The organism is Streptococcus sp. AS20 (genome assembly GCF_000524255.1).
Taxonomy (GTDB): Bacteria; Bacillota; Bacilli; order Lactobacillales; family Streptococcaceae; genus Streptococcus; species Streptococcus constellatus.
Map to the genome: position 1 here is coordinate 1 of NZ_JANS01000007.1, position 22,216 is coordinate 22,216.

At 38.2% G+C, this 22,216-nt stretch carries 18 protein-coding genes and 1 tRNA gene; 17 read left to right on the forward strand and 2 right to left on the reverse strand.

The features are described 5' to 3' along the window. The 9 genes from HMPREF1514_RS04100 to HMPREF1514_RS04140 all read left to right on the forward strand — a co-directional run. On the forward strand, positions 1-380 hold a 380-nt coding region (locus HMPREF1514_RS04100), incomplete at its 5' end, for a Spy0128 family protein (protein ID WP_037597441.1). 190 nt (positions 381-570) lie between these two features. After that, complete coding sequence (locus HMPREF1514_RS04105; protein WP_037597442.1) at positions 571-1,986, forward strand: hypothetical protein; 1,416 nt, start codon at positions 571-573, stop codon at positions 1,984-1,986. Positions 1,987-2,097: 111 nt separating this feature from the next. Next, the gene (locus tag HMPREF1514_RS04110; RefSeq protein ID WP_006269708.1) at positions 2,098-2,541 is read left to right on the forward strand and encodes a zinc-dependent MarR family transcriptional regulator; all 444 of its coding nucleotides are present in this window, start codon (positions 2,098-2,100) and stop codon (positions 2,539-2,541) included. Continuing rightward, a complete protein-coding gene (locus HMPREF1514_RS04115; protein WP_037597445.1) occupies positions 2,538-3,242 on the forward strand; it encodes a metal ABC transporter ATP-binding protein in 705 nt (234 codons plus the stop codon). Before HMPREF1514_RS04110 ends, HMPREF1514_RS04115 begins: the two co-directional genes overlap by 4 nt. Continuing rightward, a complete protein-coding gene (locus tag HMPREF1514_RS04120) occupies positions 3,235-4,041 on the forward strand; it encodes a metal ABC transporter permease (RefSeq protein WP_037597451.1) in 807 nt (268 codons plus the stop codon). Before HMPREF1514_RS04115 ends, HMPREF1514_RS04120 begins: the two co-directional genes overlap by 8 nt. Positions 4,042-4,050: 9 nt before the next feature. Beyond that, a complete protein-coding gene (locus tag HMPREF1514_RS04125) occupies positions 4,051-5,553 on the forward strand; it encodes a zinc ABC transporter substrate-binding protein AdcA (protein WP_037597454.1) in 1,503 nt (500 codons plus the stop codon). A 179-nt stretch (positions 5,554-5,732) separates the two neighbouring features. After that, positions 5,733-6,200 carry a CopY/TcrY family copper transport repressor gene (locus tag HMPREF1514_RS04130; protein ID WP_003071114.1) on the forward strand — a complete coding sequence of 156 codons (468 nt, stop codon included), beginning with the start codon at positions 5,733-5,735 and terminating at the stop codon, positions 6,198-6,200. Positions 6,201-6,203: 3 nt separating this feature from the next. Continuing rightward, positions 6,204-8,456 carry a heavy metal translocating P-type ATPase gene (locus tag HMPREF1514_RS04135; protein WP_051426769.1) on the forward strand — a complete coding sequence of 751 codons (2,253 nt, stop codon included), beginning with the start codon at positions 6,204-6,206 and terminating at the stop codon, positions 8,454-8,456. Positions 8,457-8,470: 14 nt separating this feature from the next. Further along, entirely contained in the window at positions 8,471-8,680 is a 210-nt protein-coding gene (locus HMPREF1514_RS04140; protein ID WP_006269262.1) for a heavy-metal-associated domain-containing protein, read from the forward strand. A gap of 40 nt (positions 8,681-8,720) precedes the next feature. On the opposite strand, the gene HMPREF1514_RS04145 is transcribed toward HMPREF1514_RS04140, so the two are convergent. After that, entirely contained in the window at positions 8,721-9,590 is an 870-nt protein-coding gene (locus tag HMPREF1514_RS04145; RefSeq protein WP_037597456.1) for an RluA family pseudouridine synthase, read from the reverse strand. A 137-nt stretch (positions 9,591-9,727) separates the two neighbouring features. On the opposite strand from HMPREF1514_RS04145, the gene pbp2a reads away from it, so the two are divergent. From pbp2a to HMPREF1514_RS04165, 5 genes are all read left to right on the forward strand, one after another. Next, complete coding sequence (gene pbp2a / locus HMPREF1514_RS04150; protein ID WP_037597460.1) at positions 9,728-11,947, forward strand: penicillin-binding protein PBP2A; 2,220 nt, start codon at positions 9,728-9,730, stop codon at positions 11,945-11,947. A gap of 49 nt (positions 11,948-11,996) precedes the next feature. After that, positions 11,997-12,149, forward strand: a complete 153-nt coding sequence (gene rpmG / locus HMPREF1514_RS09180; RefSeq protein WP_020997544.1) for a 50S ribosomal protein L33 — start codon at positions 11,997-11,999, stop codon at positions 12,147-12,149. A gap of 9 nt (positions 12,150-12,158) precedes the next feature. After that, on the forward strand, positions 12,159-12,335 hold the full coding sequence (gene secE / locus HMPREF1514_RS04155; RefSeq protein WP_003071100.1) for a preprotein translocase subunit SecE: 177 nt from the start codon (positions 12,159-12,161) through the stop codon (positions 12,333-12,335). Positions 12,336-12,479: 144 nt separating this feature from the next. Beyond that, entirely contained in the window at positions 12,480-13,016 is a 537-nt protein-coding gene (gene nusG, locus HMPREF1514_RS04160; RefSeq protein ID WP_003071098.1) for a transcription termination/antitermination protein NusG, read from the forward strand. 207 nt (positions 13,017-13,223) lie between these two features. Then, a complete protein-coding gene (locus HMPREF1514_RS04165; protein WP_037597463.1) occupies positions 13,224-14,009 on the forward strand; it encodes a hypothetical protein in 786 nt (261 codons plus the stop codon). A 274-nt stretch (positions 14,010-14,283) separates the two neighbouring features. Here the strand turns inward: HMPREF1514_RS04165 and HMPREF1514_RS04170 are convergent. Beyond that, positions 14,284-14,354, reverse strand: a tRNA-Cys gene (locus HMPREF1514_RS04170). Between the two features lie 297 nt (positions 14,355-14,651). Here HMPREF1514_RS04170 and rpsB point away from each other — a divergent pair. From rpsB to HMPREF1514_RS04190, 3 genes are all read left to right on the forward strand, one after another. After that, positions 14,652-15,434: a 30S ribosomal protein S2 gene (gene rpsB / locus HMPREF1514_RS04175; RefSeq protein ID WP_003071092.1), complete on the forward strand. Its 783-nt coding sequence runs from the start codon at positions 14,652-14,654 to the stop codon at positions 15,432-15,434. Positions 15,435-15,516: 82 nt separating this feature from the next. After that, the gene (gene tsf, locus HMPREF1514_RS04180; RefSeq protein WP_037597465.1) at positions 15,517-16,560 is read left to right on the forward strand and encodes a translation elongation factor Ts; all 1,044 of its coding nucleotides are present in this window, start codon (positions 15,517-15,519) and stop codon (positions 16,558-16,560) included. 377 nt (positions 16,561-16,937) lie between these two features. Beyond that, positions 16,938-21,980 (forward strand): Cna B-type domain-containing protein, encoded by a 5,043-nt coding sequence (locus HMPREF1514_RS04190; protein WP_037597469.1) that lies wholly within the window; start codon positions 16,938-16,940, stop codon positions 21,978-21,980. Positions 21,981-22,216: the final 236 nt, after the last annotated feature.

Sequence of the window (22,216 nt, forward strand, 5' to 3'; positions counted from 1 at the left end):
TTGAGTTTGAATTGAAAGGTCAAGATGATAAAGTTACTCAAAGCAAGAAGAATGCTCAAGACGGTAGTGTCACTTTCGACACCATTGAGTACACGAAAGCTGGTACTTATCATTACACCATCACTGAAAAAGATACAAAACTTCAAGGAATCACTTATGATAAGAAAGTGATTAAGGTGACAGTCACTGTCACAGATGATGGCAATGGTCAGTTGCACGCTAAAGTAAGTTACGACAAGAACATCAAGACATTTGAAAATCGCTATACTCCACCGAAGAAGGGCTTACCTAAGACAGGTACTGTCATTCATATGTTAGCTATTTTCATTGGACTCATTGTTTTGGCTGGTGCAGTTTATCTTATTAAGAAAAAATCTTGATAGAATTAAGCTTGTAGGAAAAATATAAGTCTAAAATTGGAAATCTAGTGAGAATCCTCATGAAACATGGAGAGTCTCATTAGATCTCCTTTTTTTGAGCTCAAAAAGAGAAAAAAGAATATAGATAAATGCTTCAAAAAGATGTATAACTATAATTATCCCAAAATACAGCATTTTAGGAGGTGTCTATATGGATCAAGAAGATCTGTTTTGGATAACGATTAGTTCTTATTACTATTTGTATATCGTTTATTCTCTATTGGTGGATCAAAACTTGTTTCGTGAGATTCAAGATACGGACTTGCATCTGGTGTATAAGTATTCTGCTTGTCCTAAAACAAGTGTTTTCATACGTTGTTGCATGAAAAGTTTGTTTTATGTTGCCTTGCCTGTTTATCTCTTTTTAAACCGAACGCGTTATTATCAAGCTAGAGGTGAGGACGGGAAGCATCTGCACAAGCACGATTTTCTGTATCGCTATAGTGTTTACTTCACTTTTCCGCTGATTATTACTCGTATCATGGTTTATCTAGCGCAAGATGACACGAACGAAGTCGTCAATACGGTATCTAATCTATATTACACATTGATTTATCGGATTCCTTATTTTCAGTTATTATTTGCTTTATTTGTAGTGTATTTATATATTGTTGTGGCACATTATGTAGATAAAAGGTGTTTTCGATTTTACTTTATCAGCAATATAATGACAATTGTGGGCTCTCTCATCTTTATTATTCAATTTCTCGTTGGCTTCTATTTTTATTTTTTAGAGAGTGTTCCAGACGGGTTGAAGATTTTTTCTTTTTATTATGGAACAGTCCTAGCTTTAGAAAAGTTTTTAGCATGGTTAGTTATTTATATAGGTAATCACAACTATGGAGATCATTTGAGACAGTATGGTTTATATCAGAAAAAGAGATTGCTAGATTCACAGGCGATGAAACTTGTTCACTCTTTTGGAATGTGGATGACAAGTTTGTGGTTGTCTTTAAGGACACGGTTTGCTTTGGTTCTGCTAGCGGTGACTTCCATAAACCTATCTCGTATTGTAGGATTTTTATCTAAAGGGAGTTTTCGATGTGCAATGTGGCAGCTACTATCTATTTTTATTTTGTATCCAGCTTTATTTTTCCTTTTACCCATTTTCTTTCTTTATATTTTTCCGACGGATTCAAGCGATTCTCCGATAGGAAGTTACCTACTCATTCGAAAAACGGAAAGTCAAACGATTTATTATTCAACTCCATCTTTAAAAATATTTTCTAAAGGTCAAAAATTGCTCTATCGGCAGCAATTGTTTTTGTTGGTAGACAGCTGGGTGAGTAAGAAGAATGTTCACTATTTGCGGTATCGTTCGGTAGAAACAGGAGTCACGTATTCTTTCATTTGGCAGCCACATACAAATTTGTTACGCTTGAATGGAGAAACATCGCAGGAGTTTATTCGAGATGGAACGAAAGATTATATTAAAAATTTGTCCAAGGATTCAATTACAAGTTTAGAAGGAACAGGATATGAAAAATGGGAACGACCAAAGGAAGAGTCGGAGCCATTTTCATGGCAAAAGCGAACGCGAAAGAAGCTATATAAAGGCTTGAGGTAATACTCGAGCCTTTCTGATGAAAAAGACACTGAAATTTTCACTTGACTCTTATTTTCTTTATGATATACTTAACTAGTAAAGAATTAACTAGTTAATCAGAAAGGGAGTAAAATGAGTCGGTTAGCACATGAAATTGATCGTTTTTTAAATGAAATCATTTTAAAATCTGAGAATCAACATGAGATTTTGATTGGATCTTGCACGAGTGGCATGCCATTGACTAATACTCAAGAGCATATTTTGATGTTGTTGTCTGAGGAATCTTTGACAAATTCAGAGTTGGCGAAACGTTTGAATGTCAGTCAGGCAGCGGTTACAAAAGCCATTAAGTCGTTGATTAAGCAAGAGTTGTTGGAGCCATTTAAAGATGTGAAAGATGCGCGCGTCATTTTTTATCGTTTGACAGAATTGGCGAAGCCTGTTGCAGCTGAACATCAACACCATCATCACCATACGATAGAAATCTACGAAAAAATTGCCAATCAGTATAGTTCTGATGAGCAAGTCATCATTCAAAAATTCTTAGAAACCTTAGTAGGAGAAATCGGAAGATGAGGTATATCACAGTTGAAGATTTGTCTTTTTATTATGACAAAGAGCCTGTGTTGGAGCATATTAACTACTTTTTAGATAGTGGCGAGTTTGTAACCTTGACGGGAGAAAATGGTGCTGCAAAGACGACCTTGATTAAAGCTAGTCTCGGAATTTTACAGCCTCGATTTGGCAAGATCACTATTTCTAAGACAAATACATCTGGTAAAAAGTTGCGGATTGCTTATTTGCCGCAGCAAATTGCTAGCTTTAATGCAGGCTTTCCAAGTACTGTCTACGAATTTGTAAAATCGGGTCGTTATCCACGAAAAGGTTGGTTTCGTCGTTTAAATGCCCATGATGAGGAGCATATTAAAGTCAGTTTAGATGCAGTTGGTATGTGGGAAAATCGCGATAAACGGATTGGCTCGCTGTCAGGTGGGCAAAAGCAGCGGGCAGTGATTGCACGAATGTTTGCTTCAGATCCGGATATTTTTGTCTTGGATGAGCCAACAACAGGGATGGATGCAGGCAGTAAGGATGAATTTTATGATTTGATGCACCATAGTGCGCATCGGCATGGAAAAGCTGTTCTGATGATTACACATGATCCAGAGGAAGTCCGAAAATATGCAGACCGCAATATCCATTTAGTGCGAAATCAAGATTCGCCATGGCGCTGCTTCAATGTTCATGAGAGTGACAAGGAGGTGAGCCATGTTTAATTTACTAACTTATGATTTTATGCAACGGGCTTTTCTGGCTGTGATTGCTATGAGTTTGTTCTCACCTATTTTAGGAACGTTTTTAATTCTACGTCGTCAAAGTTTGATGAGTGATACACTTAGTCATGTGTCGCTTTCAGGAGTTGCATTTGGCTTGGTATTGGGTATTTCACCTACAATTTCAACAGTCATTATCGTGATGATTGCGGCAGTTTTTCTAGAGTATTTGCGCACTATCTACAAAGATTTTATGGAAATCGGAACGGCTATTTTAATGTCAACAGGACTTGCTATTGCTTTGATTGTGATGAGCAGAGGTAAAAGTTCCAGTTCCATGAGCCTAGACCAATATTTGTTTGGCTCTATTGTTACGATTAGTACGGAACAAGTGATTTCACTATTTATTATTGCGACGATCGTACTTATTTTGACTTTTCTCTTCATTCGTCCGATGTATATTTTGACTTTTGATGAGGATACAGCTTTTGTAGACGGTCTACCTGTGCGTACTATGTCTATTCTATTTAATATCGTGACAGGTGTTGCGATTGCTCTCATGATTCCAGCGGCAGGTGCGCTGTTGGTATCGACCATTATGGTGTTGCCGGCAAGTATTGCTTTACGGCTTGGGAAAAATTTCAAATCTGTTATTTTATTAGCTAATTTTATCGGATTTGTAGGTATGATTGCTGGATTGTATATTTCTTACTATGCTGAAACGCCAGCCAGTGCAAGTATTACGATTATTTTTGTCGGTGTATTTTTACTAGTGAATCTATTAAAAAAATTTATCAAATAGGAGTGAAAAATGAAGAAAATTGGTCTATTAGTAGCAAGCTTACTAAGTCTCTTTTTAGTGGCTTGTTCCAATCAAAAAAGCGCAAATGGGAAGCTAAATGTTGTGACAACATTTTATCCAGTTTATGAGTTTACTAAGCAAGTGACAGGTGATACTGCCAATGTTAAGTTGCTAATTGGTGCAGGGACAGAACCACATGAATATGAACCTTCTGCTAAGGCGGTTGCAACGATTCAAGATGCAGATACTTTCGTTTATGAAAATGAAAACATGGAAACTTGGGTGCCAAAATTGCTTAAAACCTTGAAAAAAGGTAAAGTGAATGTGGTGAAGGCGACTGGGAAGATGTTGCTACTTCCTGGTACAGAAGAGGAAGGAGATCATGATCATGGTAAAGAAGGACATCATCATGAATACGATCCTCATGTATGGTTATCACCAAAACGTGCTATTAAAATGGTGGAAAATATTCGTGACAGCTTAAGTAAACGCTATCCCGATAAGAAAGCGACTTTCCAAAAGAACGCAGCAGCTTACATTAAGAAATTAGAAACTCTGGATAAAGAATATGCAACTGGTTTAGCAAATGCAAAACAAAAAAGTTTTGTAACGCAACATGCTGCTTTTCGATATCTTGCATTGGATTATGGTTTGAAACAAGTTCCTATTTCAGGGCTTTCACCAGATAGCGAGCCTTCAGCAGCGCGTTTGGCTGAATTGACAAAATATATTAAGAAAAACAATATTAAGTATATCTATTTTGAAGAAAATGCTTCTCAAGCATTGGCTTCTACATTGGCAAAAGAGACAGGTGTGAAGTTAGATGTCCTTAATCCGCTTGAAAGTTTGACTGAAAAGCAAACAAAAGATGGAGCAGACTACATTTCCATCATGCAATCAAACTTGAAAGCTTTGAAAAAGACGACAGATCAAGCTGGTACTGAAATTTCTGCTGAAAAAGAAAAAAATACAAAGACTGTACAAAATGGCTACTTTGAAGATAGTGCTGTCAAAGACCGTACGTTGTCTGACTATGCAGGTCAATGGCAATCCGTTTATCCATACTTACAAGATGGCACTTTAGACCAAGTATTTGATTACAAGGCAAAATTAACTGGTAAGATGACAGCTGCTGAGTACAAAGCGTATTATGAAAAAGGCTATAAGACAGATGTGTCTCATATCAATATCACAGATAAGACTATGGAATTTGTAGTCAACGGACAAAAGAAGAAATATACTTATAAATATGTTGGCAAGCATACATTGACTTATTCTAAAGGCAATCGTGGTGTGCGTTTCATGTTTGAAACAACGGATAAAGATGCTGGAAAATATAAATATGTGCAATTCAGCGACCATAATATTGCACCAACGAAAGCAGCACACTTCCATATCTTCTATGGTGGTGAAAGCCAAGAAGCACTTTTCAACGAATTAGAAAATTGGCCAACTTACTACCCAACTAAGCTGAGCGGACAAGAAATTGCCCAAGAAATGCTCGCACATTGATGAAGATGTAAGAGCGTAAAAACGTTCAGAAATTAGTCAAACTTAGGATTGTTTTTATGCAAAATAATGAAAATCGAGTTGAGCAATCTTCTCGATTTTTTGCTTGACAATTTCTGATTACAGATGTAAACTATAAAAGAATCAAAAATTACAATTGTAATCATAAGAGAGATGAGAGAATGGAACAACAAAATATCAGTAGGGCAGAATGGCAAGTTATGCGCGTGCTCTGGGCGTATCCTCATAGCCGGAGTACCGAAGTGGTGGAACGTTTAGAAGCTGATTTTGATTGGAAACCAGCTACTGTTAAAACCTTGCTGAATCGCCTGAAAACCAAAGAGTTTATTTCAATGGAAAAGATTGAAGGGAAATTTTACTATGATGCATTGATTTTAGAAGATGAGCACTTGGAAAATAGTTGGCGTACCTTGCTTGACAATATGTGTAACACCAAGTATGGCGATTTAGTGGTTTCTATACTAGAAAGTAATCAATTTAGTCAAACGGATTTGTCTCGAATCCTAGATATTGTAAAAGAAAAGCAGATCCAAGCTCCGAAAAAGGTTGAATGCAATTGTCCGCTGGGTCAATGTACTTGCGGCGTGCATTGTCAAGATGAAATGAATAAATCCAAAATGGCGGAGTAAGAAATGGAAAATGATAAAAAAGAGTATAAATTGTCTGGAATGACTTGTGCAGCCTGCGCGATGACTATTGAAATGGTAGTCAAAGAACTTCCAACAGTAAAAGAAGCTACTGTGAACTTGGCAACGGAAAAATTGACAGTTTTTCCAAAAGAAGGATTTGCAAGTGAGCAAGTCTTAGAGGCTGTGAAAGAAGCTGGCTACCAAGCGGCAGAAAAAGGAGAACAAAAGCAGTCTGATTATGCAAAACAGGTCGCAGAAAAGAAAGAAAATGTACGTCATATGGCACGCCGGATTTGGTTTGCGGTAGGAGCAACTGTGCCACTTCTTTATATTTCAATGGGGAGCATGATTGGTTTGCCGTTTCCTTCCTTTTTGGATCACACGGTGCATCCCATTGCTTTTGTATCGGCGCAGCTTTTCCTTACTTTACCGGCTATTTGGGTAGGCTGGGGCTTTTATGTGCGTGGCTTTCGGAATTTGGCGAAACGGCATCCGAATATGGATAGTTTGATTGCTGTAGGAACGAGTGCAGCCTTTCTTTATAGTTTGTACTCGGTCGTTCAAGTGTTATTTGGGCATCATACTTTTGTACACCAATTGTATTTTGAATCAGTTGGTGTGATTATCACTCTTGTTTTACTGGGGAAATATCTGGAAGACAATGCCAAAGGACGAACCTCACAAGCGATTCAAAGTTTGATGAGCTTAGTACCCAATCAGGCAACTGTGATCCGTTATGGCGAAGTCGTAACAATTGATACGGAAGACATCAAGGTGGGAGACATTGTGCGAATTAAGCCGGGAGAACGCATGCCGGTTGACGGTGTGGTTATATCTGGACAAACCTATGTAGATGAGTCTATGATGACAGGTGAAAGTGTTCCTGTTGAAAAAAATGCCGGAGATGTGATTACGAGTGCCACTATAAATCAAACGGGTTCTATTGATTATAAAGCAACCAAAGTCAGTTCAGACACGACTTTAGCTCAGATTGTTCATTTGGTAGAGGAAGCGCAAGGGTCAAAAGCGCCTATTGCGGCTATGGCAGATAAAATCTCGCTTTACTTTGTGCCACTTGTCTTAGGCTTGGCAGTTTTAGCAGCTCTGTTGTGGTACTTTCTGGCGGGAGAGAGTTTGCAATTCTCACTTTCTATCTTTATTGCGGTGTTGGTCATTGCTTGTCCTTGTGCGCTTGGCTTAGCTACTCCGACGGCTATTATGGTAGGTACGGGAAAAGGAGCTGAAAATGGTGTCTTGATTAAGTCTGGGGAAGCTCTTGAAGCGGCTCATTTGGTAGATGTTATTGTTCTAGATAAAACAGGTACGATTACAGAAGGAAAGCCCAGTTTGACTGATGTACTGACTTTTAGCACTATTTCGCGAGAGGCTTTACTTAGTTTGGTAGCAAGTAGTGAGCAACATTCAGAGCATCCGCTAGCAATTGCCGTTTTGCAAGCAGCTCAAGCAGAAGACTTATCTTTGGCGCCGGTAACAGATTTTCAAGCGATTTCAGGTAAAGGAATTATAGCCCAAGTAGAAGCGCAAGAAGTGTTGATTGGGAATGAAAGTCTGATGAGACAATACCAAATTGAGCTTGGAGAACATATTTCTGATTTGATTTTCTTATCACATCAAGGAAAGACAGCTATGTTTGTCGCTTTGGATAGGCAATTGGTTGGGCTGGTAGCAGTCGCTGACCAAATCAAAAAAAATAGTCGTGAAGCTATTGCAAAATTGCAAAAAATGGGCTTAGAAGTGGTGATGTTGACAGGGGATCGTGAGGAAACAGCTCAAGCCATTGCAAGAGAAGCTGGTGTCGATCAAGTGATTGCAGAAGTATTTCCAGACGGCAAAGCAGATGTCGTAAGAACTTTGCAAACTCAAGGAAAGAAAGTTGCTATGGTGGGTGACGGGATTAATGATGCACCTGCTCTTGTACAGGCCGAAGTTGGGATTGCCATTGGTTCTGGAACCGATGTGGCTATTGATTCAGCCGACATTGTCTTGATGCATAGCGACCTTTTAGACGTGGTGACAGCCATTCGACTTAGTCAAGCCACGATTAAAAATATCAAAGAAAATCTTTTCTGGGCCTTTGCCTACAATACTCTAGGAATACCGGTCGCAATGGGACTCTTGCATGTATTTGGCGGTCCGCTGCTTAATCCTATGTTAGCTGGTCTTGCCATGAGCTTTAGCTCGGTTTCTGTCGTCACCAATGCGCTACGTTTGCGGCGTTTTAAAATAAAATCATAAAAGGAGAATTCATCGTGAAACAAATCATCACTTTAGAAAATATATCTTGTCAAAATTGCGTAAAACACGTCACTGAGCACTTTCTGAAAATGGAAGGTGTATCGGATGTTCAAATTGATTTAGACACAAAGGTTGCTACTGTAACCACGGATCACATTTACAGCGCAGAAGACTACCAAGCAGCACTTGCTAAAACAATTTATAAAGTTGTTGATGTTGCATAATTAAAAACGGACAGGCAAATATACTGACGCCTGTCCGTTTTTAGTTTTCTTTCTGTAATCCCTCTTCAAAACTTTCGGAAAAGGCTTCAATACTTAGTTTTTCAAGTGTAAAAGGATGTGTGAACGTTAAGCGATGAGCATGGAGCATGAGACGCTCTGTATTTTGCGAATTGTACAGTGGATCACCAATGATAGGATATCCGTGGTGAGCTAGATGTACCCGAATTTGATGAGTTCGTCCAGTTTTAAGCTGGCACTTGATGAGGGTATTGTTTCCAATCTCTTTGAGCTTGGTGACCTGTGTTTCAGCGTATTGACCGTTCTTGTGATCCACCAGACGTTTTCTGCGATCATGACGATTGCGCCCGATTTTATCCGTATAGATTTGATGTTTTTTTGGGAAAGTTCCTTGTACCAAAGCCCAATATTCGCGAGAAATTTCTTTGTTTTCTAGCAATCGATTTAAGATTGGCAGGATAAATGGATTTTTAGCAAAAAGGACAGCCCCACTAGTTTCCTTGTCCAAGCGATGAACGACATAGCACGTACTTCCAACATAAGCAGAGACATGATTTAAAAGCGCCAGCTCTGTCGGTTCATTGGCATGTGTTTTCATACCTTCAGGTTTATTGACAATGATGATGTGTTCATCTTGATATAATTCTTCCACAAGATTAGCTTTACCCATTAAAATAGACTTTTCCGGATAATCTTCTTCGTCAAAAATCAATGTAATTTTATCATGTGGGTGGACAATGCTCTGCCAGTTAATCGGTTTTTGATTGACGAAGACATGTTTTTTGATACGCAAAAAATGGCGAATCTTCCGTGGAATCAGAAACTGTTCTTCCAGCAGTTCTTTGACTGTCATCTCTGGCAGACCTTGTGGAATCGTAATTGTAAAATGCATGATTTTATTGTAACAAAATAGTAGATGATTGCAAATAGTCAGCTAACTCTTGAACAATTTCTTAAAGTTTTCTAAACGAAACGCTTGATAAGAGGTCCTTTCTTGTCTGGATATGGAGAAGGTGATAGAATAGGGATATGAAAAAATTGAGTGAATTATTTGAAATAGTAGTGAATCATTTTAAAAAGGACAGTCCTGAGCGCAACCATCAAGAGGTGACAGAGGTAGAAGAAAGCGAATCGCATTTGAGCCGTTCTGGGAAAAGCCGAAAAAAGCCAATTTCTCAGCATCCATTTCGTCGATTTTGGCGTCGCTATCACCTGACGAAGATTGTTTTGATTCTGGGACTTGGTTTTGGTTTGGTGACAGGGGGCTATCTCTTTTATGTTGCCAAATCCACTAATGTGAATGATTTACAGAATGCGTTGAAAGCAACGACATCAATTTATGATAAGGACGGAAAAAAAGCGGGCAGCTTGTCAGGGCAAAAGGGAACTTACGTAGAATTGTCCAAAATTAGTCCGAACTTACAACATGCCGTCATTGCGACAGAAGACCGTTCCTTTTATAAAAATAGTGGTATTAACTACGGTCGTTTTATTCTAGCAATTTTAACGGCTGGGCGTTCTGGTGGTGGTTCTACCATTACACAACAATTAGCTAAAAATGCTTACTTATCTCAGGATCAGACCATTGAGCGGAAGGCAAAAGAGTTTTTCCTAGCTTTAGAATTAACTAAAAAATATAGTAAAAAGCAGATTCTCACTATGTACCTCAATAATTCTTATTTTGGAAATGGTGTGTGGGGTGTAGAAGATGCCTCTAAAAAGTACTTCGGCGTATCTGCCAGTCAGTTGACCCTCGACCAATCTGCTACTTTAGCAGGAATGCTCAAAGGACCGGAATTATATAATCCGCTTGCTTCTATCAAAAACGCAACGAATCGACGCAATACCGTTTTACAAAATATGGTAGCAGCAGGTTATATCAATCAAAATACTGCAAACCAAGCAGCAGCAAATGGTTTAGGTAGTCAATTGGTAGATGCTTATACAGGAAAATCGGCAGATTATCGTTATCCGTCTTACTTTGATGCGGTTATCAATGAAGCAGTACGTGATTATGGCTTGACAGAAGCTGATATTGTCAATAACGGCTATCGCATTTACACAGAGCTAGATCAAAATTACCAAGCTAGCATGCAAGTTATCTATGATCGTAAAGATTTATTTCCACAAGCAGCAGATGGTACACGAGCTCAATCAGGAAGTGTAGCACTTGATCCAAAGACAGGTGGTGTTCGTGCGCTTGTTGGGCAAATCAATAGTACCAGTGCTGGTTTTAGAAGTTTCAACTATGCCACACAATCTTCAAGAAGTCCGGGCTCTACCATTAAGCCCTTGGTTGTGTACAGCCCCGCAGTTGATGCAGGTTGGTCTATCAATAAAGAATTAGATAATAGTACAACAACGTATGGAAATTATACCGTGAATAACTATGCTGGGATTCAATCCAGTCCGACTGTACCAATGTATCAGGCTTTAGCACAATCCTTAAATATTCCCGCAGTTGCGGCTGCCAATGAATTGGGGCTGAAAAAGGTTTTTGAATATGGTAAAAAATTTGGCCTGAATATGGATAAAGTGAGTCAGACCCTTGGGGTAGCTCTTGGTAGTGGCGTAACAACTAATCCACTGCAAATGGCACAAGCTTATTCTACTTTTGCAAATAATGGGGTTATGAATGATGCGCATTTGATTACCAAAATTGAAAATGCTAGTGGGCAAGTCGTTAAAACTCATAAATCCACCTCGACTCGAGTACTCAACCGCTCAACAACAGAAAAAATGACGAGTATGATGCTGGGAACATTTACCAATGGTACTGGTGTGTATGCAGCACCTTATGGCTATACTATGGCTGGAAAGACGGGAACGACAGAAACTAACTTTAATCCAGATTTATCAGGAGACCAATGGGTTATTGGTTACACGCCGGATGTGGTTATCAGTCAGTGGTTAGGTTTTCCAAAGACAGATGAAAATCATTATCTGACAGGCACAAGTGCCAATGAAGCTTCAGCTATTTTCCGAAGTGTGGCAAATAGTATCTTACCGTATACAAGGGGTACGAAGTTCGGTGATGAAAATGCCTATGCAAAAAATGGTATTGCACCGGTTGATACGAGTGGTACAAATAACACTACGAATCAAAGTGACAATCGTTCAGATGTCTTGAAAGATGTGCAGGATAAAGCTAAGAACTTGGTTGACCAAGCTAAAAAAGCAATTGATGATGCTAAAATTCCTGAAAAAGCGAAAAATCTTTGGGATACAGTCAAGAGTTGGTTCCAATAGACTTGTCAAAAACGGGCTTTCCTGATATAATAAATAGAATGGAGGCGTTATGGCACTAAAAAGAGCAAGTCTGGCGTGCACGGTTTGTGGATCGAGAAACTATTCAATTAAATTGAGTAGTACGCCAAAACCAAAACGTCTGGAAGTAAATAAGTATTGTAAACATTGCAGTAAATATACGATTCATAAAGAAACTAGATAGGAGAAAGTTGTGAAATTCATCAGAGATACATTTCAAGTGTTAAAAGATACAACTTGGCCAACTAGAAAGCAAAGCTGGATAGATTTTATCTCAGTCATGGAATACACCGCTTTCTTTGTTGTTATTATTTATCTTTTCGATCTCTTTGTTACAAGAGGTTTAGTACGATTGTTAAATATCTTTTAATTTTTAACCTGCTTGCTATTTGCCAAGTAGGTTTTTATTGTAAAAAATAGCAGTTAAAAGGTTGCATTGGCTATTTTTGTGGTATAATAGGGCTAGAAAGAAACCGAAGCCCACAGGCTTTTTTATTTAGGAAAGGAAGAACTCATGGACAGTTTTGATAAAGGCTGGTTTGTTCTGCAAACCTACTCGGGTTATGAAAATAAAGTAAAAGAAAATCTTTTGCAACGTGCGCAAACCTACAATATGTTGGAAAACATTTTGCGCGTGGAAATCCCAACACAAACGGTACAAGTAGAGAAAAATGGAAAAACGAAAGAAGTTGAAGAAAATCGTTTTCCAGGTTATGTCTTGGTAGAAATGGTGATGACAGATGAAGCGTGGTTTGTCGTACGGAATACACCAAACGTAACCGGTTTTGTCGGTTCACACGGAAATCGCTCTAAACCAACTCCGCTTTTGGAAGAAGAAATCCGCCAAATTTTGATTTCAATGGGACAAACCGTTCAAGAATTCGATATTCATGTGAAAGTTGGCGATACTGTGCGTATCATTGATGGAGCTTTTGCAGATTATACAGGTAAAATCACCGAAATTGACAACAACAAAGTTAAAATGATTATTTCTATGTTTGGCAATGACACGGTTGCAGAAGTAAATCTGAATCAAATTGCAGAGCTATAATTCCTTGAAAAACATAAAAAGGGTTGGGAAAAATTTCCCACTCTTTTTATATGCTATTTTAGCTTACTTACAAGTTTTGATATTCTCGCTAAGAGCTTATGCTCTTGATAATGATAGATTTCTAGTTGTTGAAAACGAATACAGAATTCTTTGAAAATGTTATAATAAGGATTGATAGAACAAAAAAATCATCTTTAAGGAGAAGTTATGAAGACTATTTTTGAAAATCAAGAAGTCAAATTGAACTGTAAAAATGGAAGTACGGTCATTGTTAGAAATGATGGTTTTTCTTATCTAGACGCAAAAAGTGAAAAGAAAAATCTGAATATTTCATTTGATAAAGTTTCTACTATCTTGTCACTTCGTTATTGTAACTCTAATTCAAGTTATAATCTCATTTTTCGAGATAAGAATGGAAAGAATATGGCTGAATTTGATACAGATACCACCATTTACAATAATGGCCATAATATTTTAGAAACGAAAGCAATCCTATTGGCTTTTGCAGCAGGTAAACTTACAAAAGATTTCCCAAATAACCTAAGGGATCTTGATATAACATTGGCTTTTAGCATGAAAGAAAAAGAAATCCGTATTGCCCGTGGTACCATTTATGGCTCAAAGCATAAAATTAGTATTGAAGATATTCGTAGAGTACAATGTGTAACAAATGGTACGATTTCAAATCTTGCACTGTACAAAAGTGATAAAAAGACATTTTGGGATATGCCTGATATGAAGGTTCCTTGTAATGAAATTACTTTACCTTTATTTGAAGCGATTGTTACTAAAAATACAGGGAAGGGAATAGATTTCAGTCGTGGAAACGGTTTTGATCAAAAGACTTCTGAATTTATGATTATTCGTTACATGGATGCTAACTTTTTTGTCAATAGTGATGGAACTCTTGATAAAGAATGGCAAAAACAAGTCTATGATAGAATGAGTGCATACAAATATGACCTTGCAACTTTATTAGAATGGGTACTGTAGATTGAGAGTATAACTTTTACATATAAGTTGCTTTGTAGAGATAGAAAAAGGGAATAAAATGAACTTTAGTCAGCTATTACAGAAAGCAATCCGTACAGAATTACATGAATAAAATAGAAGCGGTCAGCGATGTCCGCTTTTTATGTATAAACAAAATAAAGTGTTACCAAATAGATAGCCTCAAATTTATTCCCAGATTAGTTTCAAAGTAAAACAAAAAGCCTGATTTTACAGGCTTTTTGTTCGGTTGATTCCTGACAGGTCAGGTATTGAAAGGCGGTAGACGGATTTGAACCGACGATCAAGCTTTTGCAGAGCCGTGCCTTACCACTTGGCTATACCGCCACAACTTTTACTATTTTATCGTAAAAAATCGTTTTCGTCAAGAGTGTAGATTTGTTTCTATCGGTAAAATTGTAGCGTTTCATCATCTAAGATTAAACTATAGAATAAACGGATGGAGATTGAGAAGACTATAAAAAAGCAGAATACCTCTTGTAAAATAGAAGAACTTTTGATATGATAGTAGATGTCGTGTAATCGGCAAATACTCATTTCAGATGAATTGTGAAATTGTTGCCTACGGGTGATTTTGCAAGTTGAAATCTGAAAGAGGAAAAAAACAAAAAGGAGATCTTACTCATGGCAGTAATTTCAATGAAACAACTTCTTGAGGCTGGTGTGCACTTTGGTCACCAAACTCGTCGCTGGAACCCTAAGATGGCGAAATACATCTTTACAGAACGTAACGGTATCCACGTAATTGACCTTCAGCAAACTGTAAAATTTGCAGATCAAGCATACGACTTTATGCGCGATGCTGCTGCTAATGATGCGGTTATCTTGTTTGTTGGTACGAAAAAGCAAGCTGCTGATGCTGTAAAAGATGAAGCAGAACGTGCAGGTCAATACTACATCAACCACCGTTGGTTGGGTGGAACTCTCACTAACTGGGAAACGATCCAAAAACGTGTTGCTCGTTTGAAAGAAATCAAACGCATGGAAGAAGACGGAATTTTTGACGTGCTTCCTAAGAAAGAAGTCGCTCTTCTTAATAAACAACGTGCTCGTCTTGAAAAATTCTTGGGTGGTATCGAAGAAATGCCTCGCATCCCAGACGTAATGTACGTTGTTGATCCACATAAAGAACAAATCGCTGTAAAAGAAGCTAAGAAGCTTGGTATTCCAGTGGTTGCGATGGTCGACACGAATACAGATCCAGATGACATTGATGTGATTATTCCAGCAAATGATGATGCTATCCGCGCTGTTAAATTAATCACTGCGAAAATGGCTGATGCGATTATCGAAGGGCGTCAAGGTGAAGATAACGTTGAATCAGTAGAAGCAGAATTAGCTGCAACTGATACACAAGCAGATTCTATTGAAGAAATCGTTGAAGTTGTTGAAGGCTCAAACGAATAATCAAGTAACGAACCTATGGGGCGGGGCCTAGCCCTCCCCTTTTTATTCAATCAAATCGTAATATCTTAATTGGAGGATCAAAATGGCAGAAATTACAGCTAAGCTTGTAAAAGAATTGCGTGAAAAATCTGGTGCTGGTGTCATGGATGCTAAAAAAGCACTTGTAGAAGTAGATGGCGATATCGAAAAAGCAATCGAATTGCTTCGTGAAAAAGGTATGGCAAAAGCTGCTAAAAAAGCAGATCGTGTTGCTGCTGAAGGCTTGACTGGTGTCTATGTGAGTGGCAATATCGCTGCTATCGTTGAAGTGAATTCAGAAACAGATTTTGTAGCAAAAAATGCTCAATTTGTTGGATTAGTAAACGAAACGGCTAAAGTGATTGCAGAAGGCAAACCAGCGAACAATGAAGAAGCACTTGCTTTGATAATGCCTTCAGGAGAAACGCTTGAAGCTGCTTATGTTAGTGCAACTGCTACAATTGGAGAAAAAATTTCATTCCGTCGTTTTGCAGTTGTTGAAAAAGCAGATGATCAAGTATTTGGTGCATACCAACACAATGGTGGACGTATCGGAGTTATTACTGTTCTTTCAGGTAGTGACGAAGATCTTGCAAAACATGTAGCAATGCATGTTGCTGCTATGAAACCTTCCGTTCTTTCATACAAAGAATTGAGCGAAGAATTTATCCATGATGAATTGGCTCAAATGAACCATAAAATTGACCAAGACAATGAAAGCCGTGCAATGGTTGGTAAACCAGCACTTCCACACTACAAATTTGGTTCTAAACTTCAATTGACAGATGAAGTAATTGCACAAGCTGAAGAAGATATTAAAGCAGGTCTTGCGGCTGAAGGTAAGCCAGAAAAAATCTGGGACAAAATCATCCCTGGTAAGATGGATCGCTTTATGTTAGATAACACAAAAGTCGACCAACAATATACACTCTTAGCCCAAATTTATATTATGGATGACAGCAAAACTGTTGAAGCATTCCTTGAAAGTCAAGGGGCTACAATCGCTAGCTTCACACGTTTTGAAGTAGGTGACGGTATTGAAAAAGCTGCCAATGATTTTGAATCAGAAGTAGCTGCTACAATGGCTGCTGCACTTGGACAAAACTAAGAATAAAAAAACAAACATATAAAATAACATGAGATAGGATTCCTGCTTTTCCCTGTTTTGTGGTATTTATAAGAAGTCTCATATGAATCTTTCCAAAGCTTTGTTGCTTTTAATGGTGATTCGTATGAGGCTTTTTCTAAATTTGGAATATGTGATAGATTTCTCATTGTCCAGGGCCTTTCGTTTTAATAAAATATTAAGAGTTCTGGGATTAGGGAACCTATTTTGGGAAACAGAAGTTTACATTATGTCAAGAAAAACACTTACGAATATATGGATTTTCTATTTGATTTGAAGTATGATAGTATCAGTCATAATGTAGACTAAAAGGATAGGTATTCTTTTAATTTTGTTTATAAAAGAAGGAGAGGACGACCATGAGGATAAAAAGGTGGATGAGTTTCTTTTTGTCATTGCTAACGATTTTTGCTGTTCTAGGATTTTGGAACGTTCAGCGGGTGTTTGCAGCAGATGTCACCAGTAAGGTCAAACTAGATAACCTGAAGATTACTATTGCTGCTACAGGAAGTGAGTCAGAAGGATTGCACGGTGAAAGTGAAACTATAGTGGCCTTGAAATATTCGGGAGACTTCTCATTTCCTACTGTACAGGTAAATGAGATTAAAGAAGGAGATTACTTTATAGTAAAAGCTCCTGACAATTTGAATTTGAAAGATCAAACTATAGATTTAATCGATACAAATTCAAATACGAAGATGGGAACCGTACAGGTCAACAGCAAAAAACATCAGCTACTTTTTACTTTCAATGAAAAGGTAAAGGATAAGCAAAACATTCGTGGTAACTTTGTTGCTACTGCACAAGAAATAGTCACAAAAGAGGAGAAAGTAGTTACTTATGTCATACCGGGCGGTAAAACGCAGAAGATAACCTATAAAGTAAATAAATATGAACCAGCTCCTCTTACAGGTGAATTACTCCATAAATCTGGTACGAACCATTCAAGTAATCCTCAAATCATATATCACATGCGGATTAATCGTTCTAAACAAAATATGAATGGTCATACTATTAAAATCAAAGATAGTCTCAGTCTGGGAGCATTTGCGACTTATATTGAGTCTACTTTTTCGCTATCGGAAGCAGAGTTTAAGACGACAGATACCAATGATGCCGGTCTCAAGCACATAATCAAAAAATATAATATAACAACAGATCCTGAAGTATATAAAAAGGATCCAGAAGAGACAGCTTTGTTGACATTTACCAATGGTAAACGTGGTTTTGAATTGCTCATGCCGACCAATATGGGGACAAAGAGCTTTTACCTAAACTACCGTACTACCTCACCAGCAGACACTTCGGAGGTGAAAAACTCAGCTCAATACTTGATTGATAACGAACCTCAATTAGTTTGGGAAAAATGGGGAAGTAAGGTTAATACAAATAAATATGTTCAGTGGACAATGAAGACTGTTAAGGCTGCAGGTGCCACAGTTACTGCAGATATTGCTGGTAAGATTAAAATCACAAAATACGACGAAGCTGATGCGAATGTTAAGCTAGAAGGTGTTGAGTTCGATATTATTGATAAAGCAACGGGTCAAGTAGTTGATACAGTGAAAACAGATAAAGATGGACTTGCTGTTTCAAAAACTCTTAAAGACAGCAAATATATTGTCAAAGAAAAGAAAACCAAAGCAGGTTATATCGTTAATAGTCAAGAGTTTGAAGTGGAGATGAAAGAAGGAAAAGGTGTTCCTCTAAATGTTTCTAACAAACGCGAGACAGTTGATTTTGAAGCTACTAAGACTTGGCTAGGTGGGAAGGCTTCCGATTATAAAGAAGTCAAGCTTGGTTTGTATGTTCATAAAGAAGGACAAACTGTTGCAGATGCAAAACCTGTTACTGGGAACTACACCCCAGAAGTGACCGTGTCGAACGGTGTCTACACTTATAAGTGGCTAAATCGACTACCTAAGTACGATGTCGATGGAAAAACAGAATTAGTCTACTCTGTTCGTGAACTTCAAGAGCAGACAAATCTTCCTTTGAACCAAGGCGAGAAAGTTAAAGCAGGAGACAATAGTTACGTTGTATCTTATAATGAAGATAAGACGAGAGTAACGAATACTTACGAAGTTCCTAAAACAAAAGTAACTGCTAAGAAAGTATGGAATGGTGGTAAAGCGGATGCTCGTCCAAAATTCTACTTCAAGCTCTATCGAACTCTTGAAGGGGGCACTCTTGAAGAAGTGGCTGGAGCAGATTTGAGAGAAGTTCCGAAGAACGATGGAACGGTTGAATGGGAGAATCTTCCTGCCACTGATGAAAACGCTGTGAAATACACTTACAGCGTGAGGGAAACAAATAAAGAGGGCAAGAACATTGGTGGCACAGTACATGGCTATACTCCAACACAAACAAATACTACGACTGTCACAAATACATATAAATTATTACCAACTAAAACTGATATCTTCGTTGATAAAGAATTGACTGGTAATCGTCCGACTCCTCTTCAAGCAGATGAATTTGAATTCATCTTGAAAGATGAGAAAGGAACCGAAGTTCAACGCGCTAAAAATGATGCCAATGGACATGTTGTCTTCAAGGATATTCCTTTCGACAAGGAGGGACAGTACAAATTCACTGTTGTTGAAGCCCATGCTGGTCAAACCATTGATGGGGTGACCCATGATTCTAGAACAGTTCGTGTCACAGTCTCTGTGTATGATTCTGGACAGGGTAAGCTCGTTGCAACCCCTCTTTATGACCAGATTTCTACTTTAACAGTTCCTTTTGCGAATTTCGCAACTCTGGGATCTGCTGTTGGATCATCGCTTCCTGCCGGAGTCATCCCTGTCATTGATAACGGTGGAATTCAGAAATTTGTAAATACTTATAAAGCTGAAAAAGCAAAGGCGCGTCTTGGAGTGAAGAAAACACTTACAGGTCGTGAGTTGAAAGCTGATGAGTTCGAGTTCACTTTGACCGATAAAGATGGCAATGTTAAAGAAACTGTTAAGAATGACAAAGAAGGAAATGTTAAGTTCTCAGAATTAACATTTGATACTGCTGGAATCTACACTTATAAGATTACTGAAAAAGCGGGAAATGTTTCTGGTATAACTTATGATACCAAGACTATCACTGCTACGATTACAGTGACTGATAACGGTAAAGGCACCCTTGAATCAACTGTTGTCTATGACGATGAAAAGCCATTCACCAACAAATACACACCAGCACCAGCAACCAAAGTAAAAATTGCTGGTAAGAAAGTGCTAGAAGGTAAAGCACTGGAAGCAGGCAAATATAACTTTGCCCTGAAAAAGGCAGATGGCAGCGTCGTTCAAACTGTTACTAATGATGTGGACGGAAACTTTGCTTTTGACGAATTGACTTACGATGAAAACCAAGTAGGAACGCATAAGTATACTATCTCAGAAGTTGAAGGAACAGAAACTGGGGTAACTTATGATAAGACTGTTCGAGAAGTAGAAGTCAAGGTTGAAAAAATCAGTGCTACTGAATTAAAAGCAACGGTTTCGAAAGAAGCGAAAGATCTTGTCTTCACTAACAAATACACACCAGCTAAAACGCAAATTCCAGTGAAAAAAATCTGGGATGATGCCGATAACCAAGATGGCAAACGTCCAACTAAGATTACTGTTAAACTCTTGGCAGACGGTCAAGATACAGATAAAACTCTTGAACTATCAGAAGCCAATGGCTGGGCAGGTAACTTCACGGATTTAGATGCAGATAAAGGCGGAGCTCCGATTGATTATAAAGTAGTTGAAGTGAGTTCAGTAGCTGGTTATACAACTGAAATCAGCGGAGATGCTAAAACAGGCTTTACTATTACCAATAAATACACACCAGAAACAATTGATATTAAAGCAACGAAGAACTGGGATGACGCTAATAACCAAGATGGTAAACGTCCGAAATATATTACGGTTAATCTCTTGGCAGATGGTGAAAAAGTAGCTTCCAAAGAAGTGAAAGCGGCAGCTGACGGAACGTGGTCTACAGTATTTACTAAACTTCCTAAATTCAAAGCAGGCAAGGTGATTAAATATAGCCTGACCGAAGAAGTAGTTTCTGAATATACTAGCGAAATCAATGATTTCAATATTACCAACAAATACACACCAAAAATGATTGATTATCAAGTGACGAAAACTTGGAATGATAACAACAACCAAGACGGCAAACGTCCAGATCATATCACGGTTCATTTGATGAAGACAGTTGGCGGTGTGACCACTGAAGTTGAGAAATATGATATCAAAGTCGCTGAAGCAGACCCAGCGAATGGCAATGTTTGGAAACATACCTTTACTAATCTTCCAAAATACGAAGCAGGTCAAGAAATTGTCTATTCTGTCAAGGAAGATGCTGTAGCAGGATATGAAACCTCTATCAAGGGTCAAGAAATCACCAATACGCACACACCAGAAACGATTGTCATTTCTGGTAAGAAAGTTTGGGAAGATAACAACAACCAAGATGGCAAACGAACAGCTACAGTGAAGGTCCAAATTCTGAAAGGCAAAGAAATCGTTGATGAAATTGAAACTTCAGAAGAAAAAGGTTGGGCCTTTGAGTCAAAACCATTACCGAAGTATGAGAATGGTCAAGAAATCAAATATGAAGTGAAAGAAATCACTAAGATTGAGGGTTATACCACTATCAATCCAAAAGAACCTTCTGCAGATGGTAAGTACACTATTACCAACAAGTACACACCAAAAACAATCAAAGTGACTGGTCAAAAGACTTGGAATGATAACAACAACCAAGATGGCAAACGTCCAACTGAAATCAAAGTTCGTTTATTGGCAGACGGTAAAGATACAGGCAAAGTGGCAACAGCAAGCGAAACAACTGATTGGAAATACAGTTTTGAAGGTTTAGATCGTTACAAAGCTGGAAAAGAAATTGTTTACTCTGTTGAGGAAGTAGATGTACCAAAAGGTTATCAATCTAAAGCGAATGGAATGAACTTGGTCAATAGCCACACTCCAGAGGTGACTTCAGTTAGCGGTCAGAAGACTTGGGAAGACGAAAATGATAAAGATGGTCTTCGTCCAAAAGAGATTCAAGTGAAATTGCTTGCAAATGGTAAAGATACAGGCAAAGTAGCAACAGTAAGTGAAGCAACTGGTTGGAAGTATAGCTTTGAAAAACTTGCTAAATATGAAGCAGGTAAGGCAATCACTTATACGGTAGAAGAAGTTGCTGTACCGAAAGGTTACACAGCGAAGGTAGATGGTATGAATATCACGAATAGTCATACACCAGAGAAACCACAAACACCGCCAAGTACACCAGAGAAGCCGAAAAAGAACATTCTCCCATCAACAGGTAGTCAAAGCTCGTTCTTGACATTACTTGTAGGTCTATTCACACTAAGCGGAGCTGCTTACTTGTTAAAGAAGAAGGCATAATTCTGTCATCAGATAGATCGAGTAAAGTCCACTAGATAAATCTAGTGGGCTTTTAAGGGTTCTTTGTCAATTGCAACAGGTGACGGTATTGAAAAAGCTGCCAATGATTTTGAATCAGAAGTAGCTGCTACAATGGCTGCTGCACTTGGACAAAACTAAACCAGTTAATCCACTATCTAGAGTTTAAAATAAGTAAAAAGGTTAGAGAACTAAGTCTGTTCTCTAACCTTTTCTAG